This window comes from Streptosporangium canum (genome assembly GCF_900113865.1).
In the GTDB taxonomy this organism is placed as follows: Bacteria; Actinomycetota; Actinomycetes; order Streptosporangiales; family Streptosporangiaceae; genus Streptosporangium; species Streptosporangium canum.
Window position 1 is genome coordinate 174,134 of the sequence record NZ_FOQY01000005.1, and the last position, 12,887, is coordinate 187,020.

Below are 12,887 nucleotides of genomic sequence, written 5' to 3' on the forward strand. Positions count from 1 at the left end.
TTTGCGATCAGTGAGTGAGTACCTTGGCCAGGAAGTCCCTGGCCCGGTCCGTCGTGGGAGCTTCGAAGAAGGCATTGGGCTCGCCTGTCTCGACGATCTGGCCGCCGTCCATGAACACCACGCGGTCGGCGGCCCTGCGGGCGAAGCCCATCTCGTGGGTGACCACGACCATGGTCATGCCGTCGGCGGCGAGCTGGACCATCACGTCCAGGACCTCGCCGACCATCTCCGGGTCGAGCGCCGAGGTGGGCTCGTCGAAGAGCATCACCTTGGGCCGCATGGCCAGCGCGCGGGCGATGGCCGCCCGCTGCTGCTGGCCGCCCGAGAGCTGCGCGGGCAGCTTGTCGGCCTGCTCGGCGATGCCGACGCGCGCCAGCAGCCGCCGCGCGGTGCTCTCCGCCTCGGTACGGCTGACGCCGCGCACCTTCACCGGCGCGAGCATGACGTTCTCCAGCACGCTCTTGTGCTGGAAGAGGTTGAACGACTGGAAGACCATGCCGACGTCGGCCCGGAGCCGGGCCAGCTCGCGGCCCTCCACGGGGGCCGGGACGCCGTCGATGAGGATGTCGCCCGAGCCCGCGGTCTCCAGCCGGTTGAGGCAGCGGCACAGCGTGGACTTGCCGGACCCGGAGGGGCCGATCACCACGACGACCTCGCCCTGCGCCACCTCAAGGTCGATGTCGCGCAGCACGTGATGATCGCCGAACCATTTGTTCAGCCCTTGCACCTGAATCATTGCCGTCTTCCTTCGAAATCGAAGATAAACCGGAACGTAATGGATGATTCTGGTCGAAGTCAACACATTGCCGTAGTAAGTACAGACGTGGTATTCCTCTGTTCATGTCAGGCAAAGAGAGGTTGCCCGTGCGGGGGGCCCAAGGCGATCTCCTGCGTCTCGTCGCCACCGGCCACGCCGAGTCGCGCGCCGAGCTGGCACGCCTGTCCGGCCTGGCGGCGTCGAGCGTCTCCCTGCGCGTCGAGGAGCTGATCGGCACCGGGCTGCTCGTGGAGGAGGGGTCGGGCACCTCACGCGGCGGGCGGCGGCCCCGGCGGCTGCGCGTCAGCCCCACCGCCGGGCTGCTCGCGGTGGCCGACCTCGGAGCGCACCACGCCCGTCTCGGGCTGCTCGACCTCAGCGGCACCCCGCTGGTCGTCGAGGAACGCCCCTGCGACATCGCGCTGGGCCCGGAGGAGACCCTGGACTGGATGGCGGCCTCCTTCGACGAGCTGCTGCTGGCCCACGGCCCGCCCGGCGTCCCCCTGCGCGGAGTGGGCACCGGCATCCCCGGACCCGTCGACCCCGCCAGCGGCCGCGTGGTCTCCCCCTCGCGCATGCCCGGCTGGAACAACTTCCCCGTCGCCGAGCACCTCGGCGCGCGCTACGACCTGCCGGTGCTCGTCGAGAACGACGCCAACCTCATGGCCGTCGGCGAGGCCCGCGCGTGGCCCGGCTGCGACAACCTCATGGTGCTGAAAGCCGGCAGCGGCATAGGGTGCGGCGTGATCGTCGACGGCCGCCTGCACCGGGGGAGGGGCGCGGCCGGCGACATCAGCCACGTCCGGGTCAGGACCGACTCCTCCGTCGTGTGCTCCTGCGGCCACTCCGACTGCCTGGAGGCCTACGCCAGCGGGGCGGCGCTGATGAGCGCCCTGACCGAACAGGGCATCGCGGTGGGGCGGCCCGCCGACGTCGTCGCCGCCGTCAACGACGGCGTGCCCGAGGCCACCGCCCTGGTCAGGAGCGCCGGACGCCTCATCGGCGAGGTGCTCACCGTCCTGGTGAACTTCCTCAACCCCGACGCCATCGTGATCGGCGGCAGCCTGTCCACGGCCGAGCCGCTGATCTCGTCGATCCGCGCCGCCGTCTACGAACGGTGCCTGCCGCTGGCCACCCGCGACCTGGAGATCGCCGTCACCCGCGCGGGCCCCGACGCGACGCTGCTCGGCGCCGGATCCCTGCTCCTGGACGCCGTCCTGGGCTGAGCGGGGCCGCCGCGGCGGAGCCCGCCACGCCCCCGGCCACGCGGCCTCCTGGCCACGCGACCCCCTGGCCGCGCGGCCTCCGGACGCCGGCCGCCCGGACGGGGCCGCCCGGCGGGGCGCGGAGCGGGCGGGTGTGATGGGATCGGATGTACGCACGTGATGCGCCTGACCTGCGGATCACGGTCGCGTCGACCTCTCCGAGACCAGGAGGTGAGCGTCATCGGCATCGTCTCGCCGGGATTCTCCGGCCGCCGTCGCGGCGGCGCCCCGGACCTGCCGCCCGGGCAGTACCTCACCGAGGACTTCCCGGTGCTCTCGGCAGGCCCCACGCCGCACGTCCCCAAGGAGAGCTGGAACCTCACCGTCACGACCGAGACCGGCGCCGCCCACCACTGGGACTGGGCCGGGTTGACCGCCCTCCCCACCGAGCGGTTCACGGTGGACCTGCACTGCGTCACCAAGTGGTCCAAGCTCGCCACCGCCTGGGAGGGGATCTCACTGGACACCCTGCTCGCCGGGGTGGAGACCTCGGCGGAGTACGCCCTGGCGCACTCCTACGGCGGCTACACCACCAACCTCCCCCTGGAGGACCTGCTCGACGGGCAGGCGTGGATCGCCGTCCGCTACGACGGCGAGGACCTCACCCCCGAGCACGGCGGGCCCGCCCGGCTGCTCGTGCCGCACCTGTACCTCTGGAAGAGCGCCAAGTGGGTGAGCGCCATCCGGCTCCTCAACGAGGACCACCCCGGCTTCTGGGAGAGTGTCGGCTACCACAACTACGGGGACCCGTGGCGCGAGCAACGGTACTGGGGCGACTGACCTGGCGGGTCGCCACGGTCGCCGCCGTCCGTGACGAGACCCCGACCGCGCGCACGATCGTCCTGGACGTGCCCGGCTGGCCAGGCCACCTGGCGGGCCAGCACGTCGACGTACGGCTCACCGCGCCCGACGGCTACTCCACCCAGCGCTCCTACTCCGTCGCCTCGGCGCCCCGGGGGGACCGCCTGGAACTGACCGTCGAGTCGCTGCCCGACGGCGAGGTGTCCCCCTACCTCACGCGGGTCCTCTCCGTGGGAGACCCGCTGGAGCTGCGCGGCCCGATCGGCGGCTGGTTCGTCTGGCGTCCCGAGGCGCCGGAGCCGGTCCAGCTGGTCGCGGGAGGCTCCGGTGCCGTCCCGCTCATGGCGATGATCCGCGCCCGCACGGCGGGCACGGCGGCGCCGTTCCGGCTGCTGTACTCCGTGCGCGACCCCGAGGCGGTGCTCTACCGCGACGAGCTGCGCGGCGCGTCGGAGGACGGTTCCGGCCTGGACGTCACCTACGCCTACACCCGCCGGGCGCCGGAGGGCTGGCCGCGTCCGCCGGGCCGGGTCGACGCCGGCCTGCTGGCCGAGACCGCCTGGGCGCCGGAGCTGGCTCCGGCCTGCTATGTCTGCGGCCCGACCGGCTTCGTCGAGACCGTCGCGGACCTGCTGGTCGCCGCCGGCCACGACCCGGCCCGCATCCGCACCGAACGTTTCGGACCCGGCGGAGGACGGCCTTGACCTCCCCGCCGGGACCCGCGACCTGCCACGCCCAAGGAGTCTCGATGACCGACAACCGCCTCGACGGCAACGCCGCCGGAGGAGCCCTGCGCGAGGTCTTCGCCGTCGACCTGACCGCGGCCACCGGGCAGTGCTCGAACTGCTCGCAGCGTCTCGCCCTGGCCGAGTCGCGCCTCTACACCCACGCCCCGGGCCTGGTGGGCCGCTGCCCCGGCTGCGACGCCGTCCTGTTCCGGCTGGTACGGGGCCCGGGGCGGGCATGGCTGGACCTGCGCGGGGTGACGTGCCTGCAGTTCGCGCTGCCCGGCGCGACCTGACCGGGCCGGGGCCGACGCGCCCGCCGGCGAGCGCGCCGTACCTGGTCCCGGCCGCGGCCGGCCGGCGTCAGTGGGCGACGGCGCGCGGGCGGTACGGCTCGGCGAGGAAGGCCAGCTCCTTGTCCGTCAGCTCCAGATCCACCGCGGCGACGGCGTCGTCGATGTGCCTGTCCTTCGTCGCGCCGACGATCGGGGCGGTGACGCCCGGCTGGCGGAGCAGCCAGGACAGCGCCACCTGAGCCGGCGGGACCTCGTGCTCCCTGGCCACCTGGGCGACCCGGTCGAGGATCTGGCGGTCGTTGTCGGCGTCGGTGTAGAGGGCGCCGATGCGCCCGTCGCTGTCGGCGCGGGTGGTCTCCGCGTCGGAACCGGCGCGGGCGAGCAGGCCCCGGGCCAGCGGGCTCCACGGGATCAGGCCCACACCCTGGTCGGCGCAGAGCGGGTTCATCTCCCGCTCCTCCTCCCGGTAGAGCAGATTGTAATGATTTTGCATGGTTGCGAACTTTGTCCAGCCGTTGACCTCGGCCACGTGCTGGGCCTTGGCGAACTGCCAGGCGCTCATGCTGGAGGCGCCGAGGTAGCGGGCCTTGCCCGCGCGGACCACCTCGTGCAGGGCCTCCATGGTCTCCTCGATCGGGGTCTCGGGGTCCCAGCGGTGGATCTGGTAGAGGTCCACGTGGTCGGTGCCGAGACGGCGCAGCGAGCCGTCGATCGCGGAGTGGATGTGCTTGCGTGACAGGCCGCGGTCGTTGACGCCCTCGCCCATCGGGAAGAACACCTTGGTGGCCAGCACGTAGTCGTCCCGGCGGGGGAAGATCCCGCGGAGCAGGTTGCCGGTGACCTCCTCGCTGCTGCCGGCGGAGTAGACGTCGGCGGTGTCGAAGAAGGTCACCCCCGCGTCGGCGGCCCGGCGCACGATCGGCTCGGCCGCGGCCTCGTCGAGAACCCACTCGCTCCACTTGGCGGGGTCGCCGTAGCTCATCATGCCGAGACAGATCCTCGACACCTTCGTGCCGGTGGATCCCAGGCGCACGTATTCCATGGTGAAACCTCCCGATCTCTACTGCCAGGGCCCAGCCTACGACCGGCGGCCCCGGCGGTGAGATCGGCGGGAAGGAGCGGTCCTGACGTCTCGCCGAGCGACGCGGTACGGCAGGTGCGGCAACCTCGTCACATCGGCCACGAATCGCGTCGAAGGAGGAGGGACGATGAGCGGCGAACACCCCGTCACCGCCCGTCATACCACCAAGGAGCGGGGAAGACGAGTCCGGCCCTCACTGAGATCCGCTCAGCTCCCGGTACGCCTCGCGTAGCTCTCCGGCCTCGGGCACGCGGCGCGCTTCGATGGCATTGATCACCTCATGCGCCCTCCAGTAGTTGGACGGCACCAACAAGTCGCTGGTCACAGCCGTGAGAGTGAGGTGCGCTGCCTCATCCGGCTGATCGGAGGCCAGGAGGGCCAGGGACAGGTCAAGGCGCGCGGATACCGCCCTGCGCGGACGGCGCGGTCCGTCTGCGGCCGACTCCAGACGCGCGAGCACTTGCCGTGCGTAGGGCTCAGCGGCTGAGTCTCCCAGCCAGGAAAGGGTGGTCGCGATGTACGCGTCACTCTTGGAGGGGTCGTAGCGGTAGTGGTGCTCGGAACGCTCGGGCATCGGCAAGGGCGAGACCAGCCGAGCAACCCGGCTCAGTGCGTCACGCGTCTCCGGACCGGCTCCGAGTCGCGCCCATACCCGGCCTTCCTGCGCGGTCGCCTGAATGTAGGCGGAGCTTTTACGCGGTGCGATGACCTGTGCCCCTTGGGTGAGAGTCAAGGCACGGCGGTAGTCGCCAGTGGTCACCGCCTGCCATGCCTCCGTCTCCAGGCACCATGCCGCGATCTCGGGATGTTCGGCGTGCCTTGCCAACTGGGCGGCCGTCCGAAGCCACGTTGCGGCGGTTCCGAACTCACGAAGGTCGATATGGCAGGTGGAGGCGAGCAGTGACAACCAGCCGCCGACCGTAAGAAGACGGCGATGCTCGGTGAGTGTCTTCTTCGCATCGACCAGATGCGAGACGTAGGTCAGGTGCTTGCGTACTCGTTCGAGCAGGTCGGCCGGTGGTGTCTGCGGGTAGGCGGTCGCGAGATCGTCAACTACCAGTTCCATCCGGTCAAGCGTCTCAGTGCCTACGTCGCTCGCGGCGACACGGCGGGCCAGTTCCATGGCTTCGATCTCGTCGCCGAAGCGAGTGCTGCCTTGCGCGCTGTTCCCGGTGTCATCGCCGAACAGTTCGGCTTCTCTCACATCGAACACTCGGCAGTAGAGCACCCGGTAAGGGTCCTTCGGCTGGTGTCTCCCGGCTTCCCAGTCCTTGATCATGCGGATCAGGGATTCCCGCTCGGGCAGACGGGCGCGAGTGCGTATGTCCGCAGCGTCGGCGAGCTGTTTGGCCATGTCTCGCTGTGTCCACAACTTGCCACGCCTTTCGGCGCGTAGCCGTACGGCCCAATCTGGAACGTTGCTCATCGTGTGCACCTCGGGGGACTTGGGGGTCCGCCTGTCTCCCTCAGTCTCCCCTACTCGCACTGTCGGTGCGTGTATCCCCGGCGATGTCATGGGAGGACTGTGAAAAGCGGGACCCGTAGGCGCTGACACGCCGTACGGGTCCCTTGATCGCACACTGGAGGTGCGACCCATGGACAACTCTAGAGGTGCCCCGATCCCCGCGAACAGGGTCACAGCGGGCCGTCAGAGCAGGGCGCTCGGGGTCGCTTCGATGATGCCGCTCGATACCGCCGAAGAACTCCGTCAGGCTCTGGAGGAGCATGGGATAAAGGCCGATGTCCACGACGGATACGGGCTGGCACTGGTGTCGGTCTGGGTGGGCCTGGTCGTGTGGTCGGACGGGGAACGGTTCTGGTGGCGTACCGGCTGGGACGCTCGACGACGCCGGTTCGTCTACGCCTGGCATCCGGCGCTGGATCCGCGCCGGGCCGCTCGCCGGATCGCCTTCCGCTACGCGAATCTCCGGGGGAACGGCTCGCTGCCCGAACTGATCGCGGAAAGCATGTCGTGACGGTGCTGGAGGAGTGCCTGAGCCCCCACGTGGCCATGCTTCAACGTGATCATGTGCGGTTGGAGTGGTGCGCGCCGTACCCGGTGCTGGAGCGGGCGCGCTCGGTGGCCTGGACCTGCTTCTGCCGCGCGACGGTCTACGAGCTGTACGAGGGCGCGGGGCGGGCGTTCGTCCGCCGGACCGTCCAACTCGACGGCGGGCACGAGATACACGAGACCGCTATTCGGTCGATCCATGAGACCCGGGCGATCTGGACAGGGCTGCTGTCCGGAAGAGCCCGATAGACAGGCGTGGCGGCGTGAGATCTGGAGGGGCGGCGTCGCCACGCCTGCCAGGAGTCATCCGGGAACTCCTGGTCCTGTTCCTCTCCCGTTCTCGCGGCCTGGCTGAAGCTGAGCTCCGTTCTGGCGCGTCCCCACGCGCGCGATGCATCGTTGCCTCCACAGCGTGCATCGGCGGAGACGACGCACACCAAGGGACGCGAGCACATCAGACAGTCGAGGGCGGGGGAGGAACCACCCGGCATCGCCGGGGAAACCATCAGTGGGAGCGGAGCGGCCGGCGCCAATGCGGAGCACCCCGTAGGGGCCGCGAAGCGGTTGGGGCCGGTGGTCGGAGCGGCGGAAAGCGAGAAACAAGCCGCTACTCATCACAAGGAATGTCGGTCGGAATTGCTGATGTTCGGTCTCATTGAAGGCAAGGAAGTCTCATTGGATCTGAGGAATCTTGCCGTTTGTCTCACTGCTGATCATGATCGTTTTCGGTTCTCAATGTATCTGTTCCACTCCCGCGTACCTGCTCCGTGGGCACTCCGCGCCTATTTAGCTGCTCCGCCCCTCGTGGATCCTTTCGTCCTGGAATGATCGGCATTCATGGGATATGTCGATGGTCAAGGGGGTCCGATGTCCGGTCGCGATGCGTTGGTTGCACTGACACAAGAAAGTCGGGCGTTGTCCGCAGTTCTGCGAGATTTGGAACCGGAAGGCCTGAAGCTTCCAACGAACTGCCCGCCCTGGGACATGCAGGAACTCGTCGTCCACATCGCCGCCAGCATCGGCCTCGGCGACACCGGCTTTCCCGATGCCGAGCCGCATGCGCCACTCGTCGGCGAGGCCGATTACTATCGCAGATCTGAACGAGGCACTCAGGTCTATCGGCAAAACAACGTCGATCAGACCCAGGAACTGGCCCGGAGGATCCTCGCCTCGACCTCTGCTGCTCAGTGGTTCGACGAGATTTCCCGCGACTCAATCGCCAAACTGAGCCAAGAAGATCTGGACCGCATCGTCCTGATCTCCGGCCGCGGCGCGATGAGACTGTCCGACTGGGTCGTCACCCGTGTCATCTCCGTCGCGGCCCACGGATTGGATGTCGCATTGACCCTGGAGCGGACACCGTGGACCACGTCCTCTGCACTGCAGGTCATGCGGCCAGTTTTCACCGCGCTGCTCGGCATAGAACTTCCAGTCGACTTGAACTGGGATGACCAAGCGTTCCTGGCCGCAGCAACCGGTCGCCGAGCCTTGGCAGGGGACGAGCGCACCCTGCTTGGTCCTCAAGCGGAGCGTTTCCCGCTTCTGTCCTGATCACCGTCATTCCATCGGGGGCATCGCTATGTCGTCATGATCGACAAGACAGAGCAGTCGGACGGCTCATCAAGTGGGTGAGCTGTCGTATTCCGCTGCTCGTTGGGCTGGTGTTGAGGGACGAAGCGCCGGACCGTCGATCGCCCCCGACCTCGTGCGGAGATCGGCCGCCATCAGGCGATCGTGAGGGCGTTGCCCATCGTCTGGATGATCATGGCCGTGAGATGTTCGGTGTCCGTGGACAGGTCGGGGATTGAAGCGGCCTTGGCGGCAGGGCGTTGGCGGTCGGCGCGGTGTTCGGCTGCGGCGGGCGGCCTGGTGCGGCGGGCGGCGGGGTCTGCCCGTTCGCGTGGCGCGGGCGCGGGCCGGGACCGGCCCCCAGGCCGCATGCCCGGTCTCGATGTCCGCGCGGCGTGGGCGGGCACACCGCGCCGCGCCTTGACCATGTAATGAAACTCCTCGCCAAATGCCGCTCACGGCCGGGCGGCAGGGGCACCGGGCACGGCCAGGCGCAGCGCGTCGGCGAGCCCGGCGACGTGCGGCTCCGCCAGGCGCCGGTGCGCGACGGCCACGCCGACATATCGGGCGGGGCGCGGCGGCCGGATCGGCACGACGGCCAGCTCCGCGGACGGCCGCAGCGCCACGTGGGGGATCAGCGCGATGCCGACCCCGGCGGCGACCAGCACCTGGGCGAAGAAGTAGTCGGTGGTGCTCGCCGCGACGCGCAGCTCGAAACCGGCGAGCGTGGCGTACCGGTGCAGGAACGCACCGGTCTTGAGACAGCCCATCACCCACCGGTCGGCGGCGACCTCGGCCAGGTCCACCGACGCGCGGCCGGCGAACTCGTGGCCGGCGGGCATCACGACGGACATCGGGTCGTCCATCAGCGGAGTCCACGTCAGGCGGGAGCGGTCGCCGGGCCGGATCGGCAGCGGCTCGTCGAAGTGGTAGGCCAATGCGAGGTCGGCCCGCCCCTCGCGGACCATCGGCAGGCTGTCCTCCGGCTCGCGTTCCAGCACGGTCAGCTCGACGTCCGGGTGGCCGGCCGCGAACCGGGCGAGCGCGGCGGGCAGCAGATACCGGCCGCCGCTGGTGAACGTCGCGACCGTCAGGGTCGTGCGCCCACTCGTGAGCCGGTCGATCCGCTCCTGGGTGTGCCGCAGCTCGGCCGAGATCGTCTCGGCCGCCTCGACGAGCAGCCGCCCCGGCTCGGTGAGCACCACCCCGCGGGTGCTGCGGTGGACCACCGGCGCGCCGAGCGCCCGCTCCAGGGCGGCGATCTGCTGGGAGACGGCCGACGGGGTGAGCAGCAGCGCGGCGGCGGCCCCGCTGAAGCTGCCGTGCAGGGCGACCTCGCGCAGGATCCGCAGCCGCTGAACGTCGATCATCAGTTTTCCTAACAGCCGGTTAAGTAGATCACCACTTCCGCTTAGGACCGTATACCGACAGGCTGAAGGCATGAAAGAGATATGCGTCATCGGCGGCAGCCGCTACTTCGGCAGGCGCCTGGTGCTGCGGCTGCGGGACGCCGGTGTCAACGTCACGCTGGTCAACCGGGGCGCGCAGGCGCCGCCCCCGGGCGTCACCCATCTCGTGGCCGACCGCGACGACGAGCGGGCGCTCACCGCGGCGCTGGGCGCCCATGACTTCGACGTGGTCGTCGACCAGGTGTGCGGCACGCCGCGCCAGGCCGACGTCGCCGCGCGCGTCTTCGCCGGCCGCACCGGGCGGTATGTGATGACCTCGACCATCGAGGTCTACGACCACGCCCCGGCCGGAGACGTTCCGGCGGCCGTGCCGGGCGCCCCGCTGGCCGAGGAGGCCGTCGACCCGCTGCGGTGGCCGGTGGACCTGGAGCTGCCCTGGCACGACCGGGCGTTCCGCGAGGCCCGGTACGGCGAGGGCAAGCGGCAGGCCGAGGCGGTCTTCGCCCGCGAGGCCGCGTTCCCGTTCGCCGCCGTGCGCTCCGGTCACGTCATGGGCGGCGGCCCCGCCGACTTCACCGGGCGGCTGGAGCACTACGTCGGGCGCATCCGCGCCGGCTGTCCCGTCGCCGTCCACCGCGAGCCCCACCCGTCGTCGTTCATCCACGACAGGGAGATCGCCGAGTTCCTGTACTGGGCGGCGGGCGCCGGCTTCACCGGCGCCGTCAACGCCCGCTCCCACGGCGAGTTCGACGTCATCGAGCTGTGCGAGCGGATCGCGGCGCGCCTCGGGGTACGGCCGGTCTACGAGACCGGCGGGGACACCGGGGCCTCGCCGTACTCCTTCGACCGCTATTACGGCATGGACAACGGCCGGGCGGGCCGGCTCGGCTTCGCCTTCTCGCACACCGGCGACTGGCTGCCCGGCGTCGTCTCCGAAGCACTGTCCGGCGTCGTCTCCGAAGCACTGTGAGGTCCTCCGCCATGCACATCCGCCGCATCGGCGCCGTCCCCGTCGGCGCCGTCGGGCTGGGCGCCATGCCCCTGTCGATCGAGGGACGGCCGGACGAGGACCGGGCGATCGCCACGATCCACGCCGCGCTCGACGCCGGCGTCACGCTGATCGACACCGCCGACTCCTACCACTGGCACGCCGGCGAGGCCGGTCACAACGAGGAGCTGGTCGCCCGCGCGCTCGCCGCCCGCGACGACGCCGGGGCGGTGCTCGTCGCGACCAAGGGCGGCCGGGGCCGGCCGGGCGACGGCTCGTGGACGGTCGACGGCTCACCGGACCACCTCAAGCGGGCCTGTGAGGCATCGCTCAGGCGGCTCGGTGTCGACGCGATCGGGCTGTACCAGCTCCACAAGCCGGACCCCGCCGTCCCCTGGGCCGACTCCGTCGGCGCGCTGGCCGAGTTGCTCGACGAGGGGAAGATCCACATGGCCGGCGTCTCCAACGTCGATACCGGGCAGATCCGCCAGGCACACGACATCCTCGGCGACCGGCTGGCATCGGTGCAGAACCGCTTCTCCCCGGCCCTGCGCACCGGCGAGCCGGAGCTGCGCCTGTGCGAGGAGCTGGGCATCGCGTTCCTGCCCTGGAGCCCGCTCGGCGGGATCTCCCGCAGCTCGCTCGACGGCGGGTCCCGTCCCGGCGCGCCCGACCCGGCCTACGCCGCCTTCCACGAGGTCGCCCGCGAGCACGGCGTGAGCCCGCAGCGGGTCTGCCTCGCCTGGCTGCTCGCCCGGTCTCCGGCCGTCATCCCGATCCCCGGGGCCAGCCGCCCCGAGACGATCCGTGACTCCGCGTCCGCCGCCGGCCTGGCGCTCGGCGCGGACGAGCTCGCCCGGCTGGAGGCGGCCGGGACATCCTGACCGAACCTCCCGATCTTGATGACCCAGGCCCGGCTCCGGCATGACAATTCCAGCCATGAGCTCATCCAGGCACGACCACCCCCTGCCTCCCGCCCGCGTCCAGGAGGTCTCCGACGGCGTCTACGCCTACGTCCAGCCAGACGGGAGCTGGTGGATCAACAACACCGGCTTCCTGGTGGGGCGGCGTGGAGTGATCAGCGTGGACGCCTGCTCCACCGAGCGGCGCACCCTCGCCTACCGCGAGGCGATCAGGTCGGTCACCGGCCGTCCGGTCACGACGCTGATCAACACCCACCACCACGGCGACCACACCTTCGGCAACTTCGTCTTCCCCGAGGCGACGATCGTCGGGCACGAGCGGACCCGGGAGACGATCCTGGCCGAGGGGATCCCGGAGTACCGCACGATGGCGTGGACCGAGGTGGAGTGGGGCGACCTGGTGGCCTGCCCGCCGTTCCTCACCTACACCGACGGGGTGACCGTCCACTCCGACGAGCTGCGCTGCGAGGTGCGGCACGTCGGAGGCCCGGCGCACACGACCAACGACTCGATCGTGTGGATTCCCGAGCGGGCGCTGCTGTTCGCCGGCGACCTGGTCTTCAACGGCGGCACGCCGTTCGTGATGATGGGCTCGGTCCAGGGTTCGATCGCGGTGCTCGACGGGCTCAGGGAGCTGAACGCCGAGACGATCGTGCCCGGCCACGGCGAGGTCTGCGGGCCGGAGGTCATCGACCACGTGCAGGGATATCTGCGGTTCGTGATGGCCACCGCCGAGCTCGGCCGGGCGGCCGGCCTGTCGCCGCTGGAGGCGGCGCGCGAGACCGACCTCGGCGAGTACGGCGGGCTGCTCGACCCCGAGCGCATCGTCGGCAACCTGCACCGGGCCTACGCCGAGCTGGACGGCCTGCCCCCGGGGGAGCCGATCGACCTCGTCGCCGCGATGCTCGAGATGGTGGAGTTCAACGGAGGCAGGCCGCTGACCTGCCTGGCCTGACCCGCCTGGCTTGACCTGACCCGCCTGGTCTGGCCTGGCTGGTCTGGCCTGGCTGGTCTCACCTGGCGCCCGCTCCGCGGGCGCCAGGTGAACGCCTGTCCCGAAAG

14 protein-coding genes are annotated in these 12,887 nt (G+C 70.5%); 10 read left to right on the plus strand and 4 right to left on the minus strand.

What is annotated here, in order from left to right; all coding sequences use genetic code 11:
- Positions 1-7: 7 nt before the first annotated feature.
- Positions 8-736, minus strand: coding sequence for an amino acid ABC transporter ATP-binding protein (locus BM085_RS09565; protein WP_093886650.1), 729 nt, complete (start codon positions 734-736; stop codon positions 8-10).
- 128 nt (positions 737-864) lie between these two features.
- Here BM085_RS09565 and BM085_RS09570 point away from each other — a divergent pair, with 128 nt between their 5' ends.
- The 4 genes from BM085_RS09570 to BM085_RS09585 all read left to right on the plus strand — a co-directional run bounded on the left by BM085_RS09570 (position 865) and on the right by BM085_RS09585 (position 3,844).
- On the plus strand, positions 865-1,983 hold the full coding sequence (locus BM085_RS09570; RefSeq protein WP_093886651.1) for an ROK family protein: 1,119 nt from the start codon (positions 865-867) through the stop codon (positions 1,981-1,983).
- 219 nt (positions 1,984-2,202) lie between these two features.
- The gene (locus BM085_RS09575) at positions 2,203-2,802 is read left to right on the plus strand and encodes a sulfite oxidase-like oxidoreductase (protein ID WP_093886856.1); all 600 of its coding nucleotides are present in this window, start codon (positions 2,203-2,205) and stop codon (positions 2,800-2,802) included.
- Entirely contained in the window at positions 2,772-3,527 is a 756-nt protein-coding gene (locus tag BM085_RS09580) for a ferredoxin reductase (protein ID WP_093886652.1), read from the plus strand. Before BM085_RS09575 ends, BM085_RS09580 begins: the two co-directional genes overlap by 31 nt.
- A 44-nt stretch (positions 3,528-3,571) precedes the next feature.
- Positions 3,572-3,844: a DUF6510 family protein gene (locus tag BM085_RS09585; RefSeq protein WP_093886653.1), complete on the plus strand. Its 273-nt coding sequence runs from the start codon at positions 3,572-3,574 to the stop codon at positions 3,842-3,844.
- A gap of 67 nt (positions 3,845-3,911) precedes the next feature.
- Here the strand turns inward: BM085_RS09585 and BM085_RS09590 are convergent, their stop codons facing one another.
- Together BM085_RS09590 and BM085_RS09595 are read right to left on the minus strand one after the other, a co-directional pair.
- Positions 3,912-4,886 carry an aldo/keto reductase gene (locus BM085_RS09590; RefSeq protein WP_093886654.1) on the minus strand — a complete coding sequence of 325 codons (975 nt, stop codon included), beginning with the start codon at positions 4,884-4,886 and terminating at the stop codon, positions 3,912-3,914.
- 232 nt (positions 4,887-5,118) lie between these two features.
- Entirely contained in the window at positions 5,119-6,279 is a 1,161-nt protein-coding gene (locus tag BM085_RS09595; RefSeq protein ID WP_218158666.1) for an NsdA family TPR-like regulatory protein, read from the minus strand.
- 241 nt (positions 6,280-6,520) lie between these two features.
- Here BM085_RS09595 and BM085_RS09600 point away from each other — a divergent pair, with 241 nt between their 5' ends.
- From BM085_RS09600 to BM085_RS09610, 3 genes are all read left to right on the plus strand, one after another.
- Positions 6,521-6,901 (plus strand): hypothetical protein, encoded by a 381-nt coding sequence (locus tag BM085_RS09600; RefSeq protein ID WP_143120868.1) that lies wholly within the window; start codon positions 6,521-6,523, stop codon positions 6,899-6,901.
- The gene (locus BM085_RS09605; RefSeq protein ID WP_093886656.1) at positions 6,898-7,185 is read left to right on the plus strand and encodes a hypothetical protein; all 288 of its coding nucleotides are present in this window, start codon (positions 6,898-6,900) and stop codon (positions 7,183-7,185) included. The genes BM085_RS09600 and BM085_RS09605 overlap by 4 nt, the downstream gene beginning before the upstream one ends.
- Before the next feature lie 618 nt (positions 7,186-7,803).
- Complete coding sequence (locus tag BM085_RS09610; RefSeq protein WP_177245028.1) at positions 7,804-8,487, plus strand: maleylpyruvate isomerase N-terminal domain-containing protein; 684 nt, start codon at positions 7,804-7,806, stop codon at positions 8,485-8,487.
- A gap of 473 nt (positions 8,488-8,960) precedes the next feature.
- Here the strand turns inward: BM085_RS09610 and BM085_RS09620 are convergent, their stop codons facing one another.
- Positions 8,961-9,875, minus strand: coding sequence for a LysR family transcriptional regulator (locus tag BM085_RS09620; RefSeq protein ID WP_093886659.1), 915 nt, complete (start codon positions 9,873-9,875; stop codon positions 8,961-8,963).
- 70 nt (positions 9,876-9,945) lie between these two features.
- Between BM085_RS09620 and BM085_RS09625 the strand changes: the two genes are divergently transcribed.
- Genes BM085_RS09625 through BM085_RS09635 form a run of 3 tightly spaced genes read left to right on the plus strand, consistent with a single transcriptional unit; the run spans position 9,946 to position 12,780 of the window.
- Positions 9,946-10,884, plus strand: a complete 939-nt coding sequence (locus BM085_RS09625; RefSeq protein WP_093886660.1) for an NAD-dependent epimerase/dehydratase family protein — start codon at positions 9,946-9,948, stop codon at positions 10,882-10,884.
- An 11-nt stretch (positions 10,885-10,895) separates the two neighbouring features.
- The gene (locus BM085_RS09630; RefSeq protein ID WP_093886661.1) at positions 10,896-11,786 is read left to right on the plus strand and encodes an aldo/keto reductase; all 891 of its coding nucleotides are present in this window, start codon (positions 10,896-10,898) and stop codon (positions 11,784-11,786) included.
- A gap of 55 nt (positions 11,787-11,841) precedes the next feature.
- On the plus strand, positions 11,842-12,780 hold the full coding sequence (locus BM085_RS09635; RefSeq protein WP_093886662.1) for an MBL fold metallo-hydrolase: 939 nt from the start codon (positions 11,842-11,844) through the stop codon (positions 12,778-12,780).
- The last annotated feature ends 107 nt before the right edge of the window (positions 12,781-12,887 follow it).

Bases quoted from the DNA above. Each gene is read 5' to 3' on its own strand.
- BM085_RS09635 (WP_093886662.1), top strand. From the start codon at position 11,842: ATGAGCTCATCCAGGCACGACCACCCCCTGCCTCCCGCCCGCGTCCAG.
- BM085_RS09630 (WP_093886661.1), top strand. From the start codon at position 10,896: ATGCACATCCGCCGCATCGGCGCCGTCCCCGTCGGCGCCGTCGGGCTG.
- BM085_RS09565 (WP_093886650.1), bottom strand. From the start codon at position 736: ATGATTCAGGTGCAAGGGCTGAACAAATGGTTCGGCGATCATCACGTG.
- BM085_RS09600 (WP_143120868.1), top strand. From the start codon at position 6,521: ATGGACAACTCTAGAGGTGCCCCGATCCCCGCGAACAGGGTCACAGCG.
- BM085_RS09625 (WP_093886660.1), top strand. From the start codon at position 9,946: ATGAAAGAGATATGCGTCATCGGCGGCAGCCGCTACTTCGGCAGGCGC.
- BM085_RS09585 (WP_093886653.1), top strand. From the start codon at position 3,572: ATGACCGACAACCGCCTCGACGGCAACGCCGCCGGAGGAGCCCTGCGC.
- BM085_RS09595 (WP_218158666.1), bottom strand. From the start codon at position 6,279: ATGGCCAAACAGCTCGCCGACGCTGCGGACATACGCACTCGCGCCCGT.
- BM085_RS09620 (WP_093886659.1), bottom strand. From the start codon at position 9,875: ATGATCGACGTTCAGCGGCTGCGGATCCTGCGCGAGGTCGCCCTGCAC.
- BM085_RS09610 (WP_177245028.1), top strand. From the start codon at position 7,804: ATGTCCGGTCGCGATGCGTTGGTTGCACTGACACAAGAAAGTCGGGCG.
- BM085_RS09590 (WP_093886654.1), bottom strand. From the start codon at position 4,886: ATGGAATACGTGCGCCTGGGATCCACCGGCACGAAGGTGTCGAGGATC.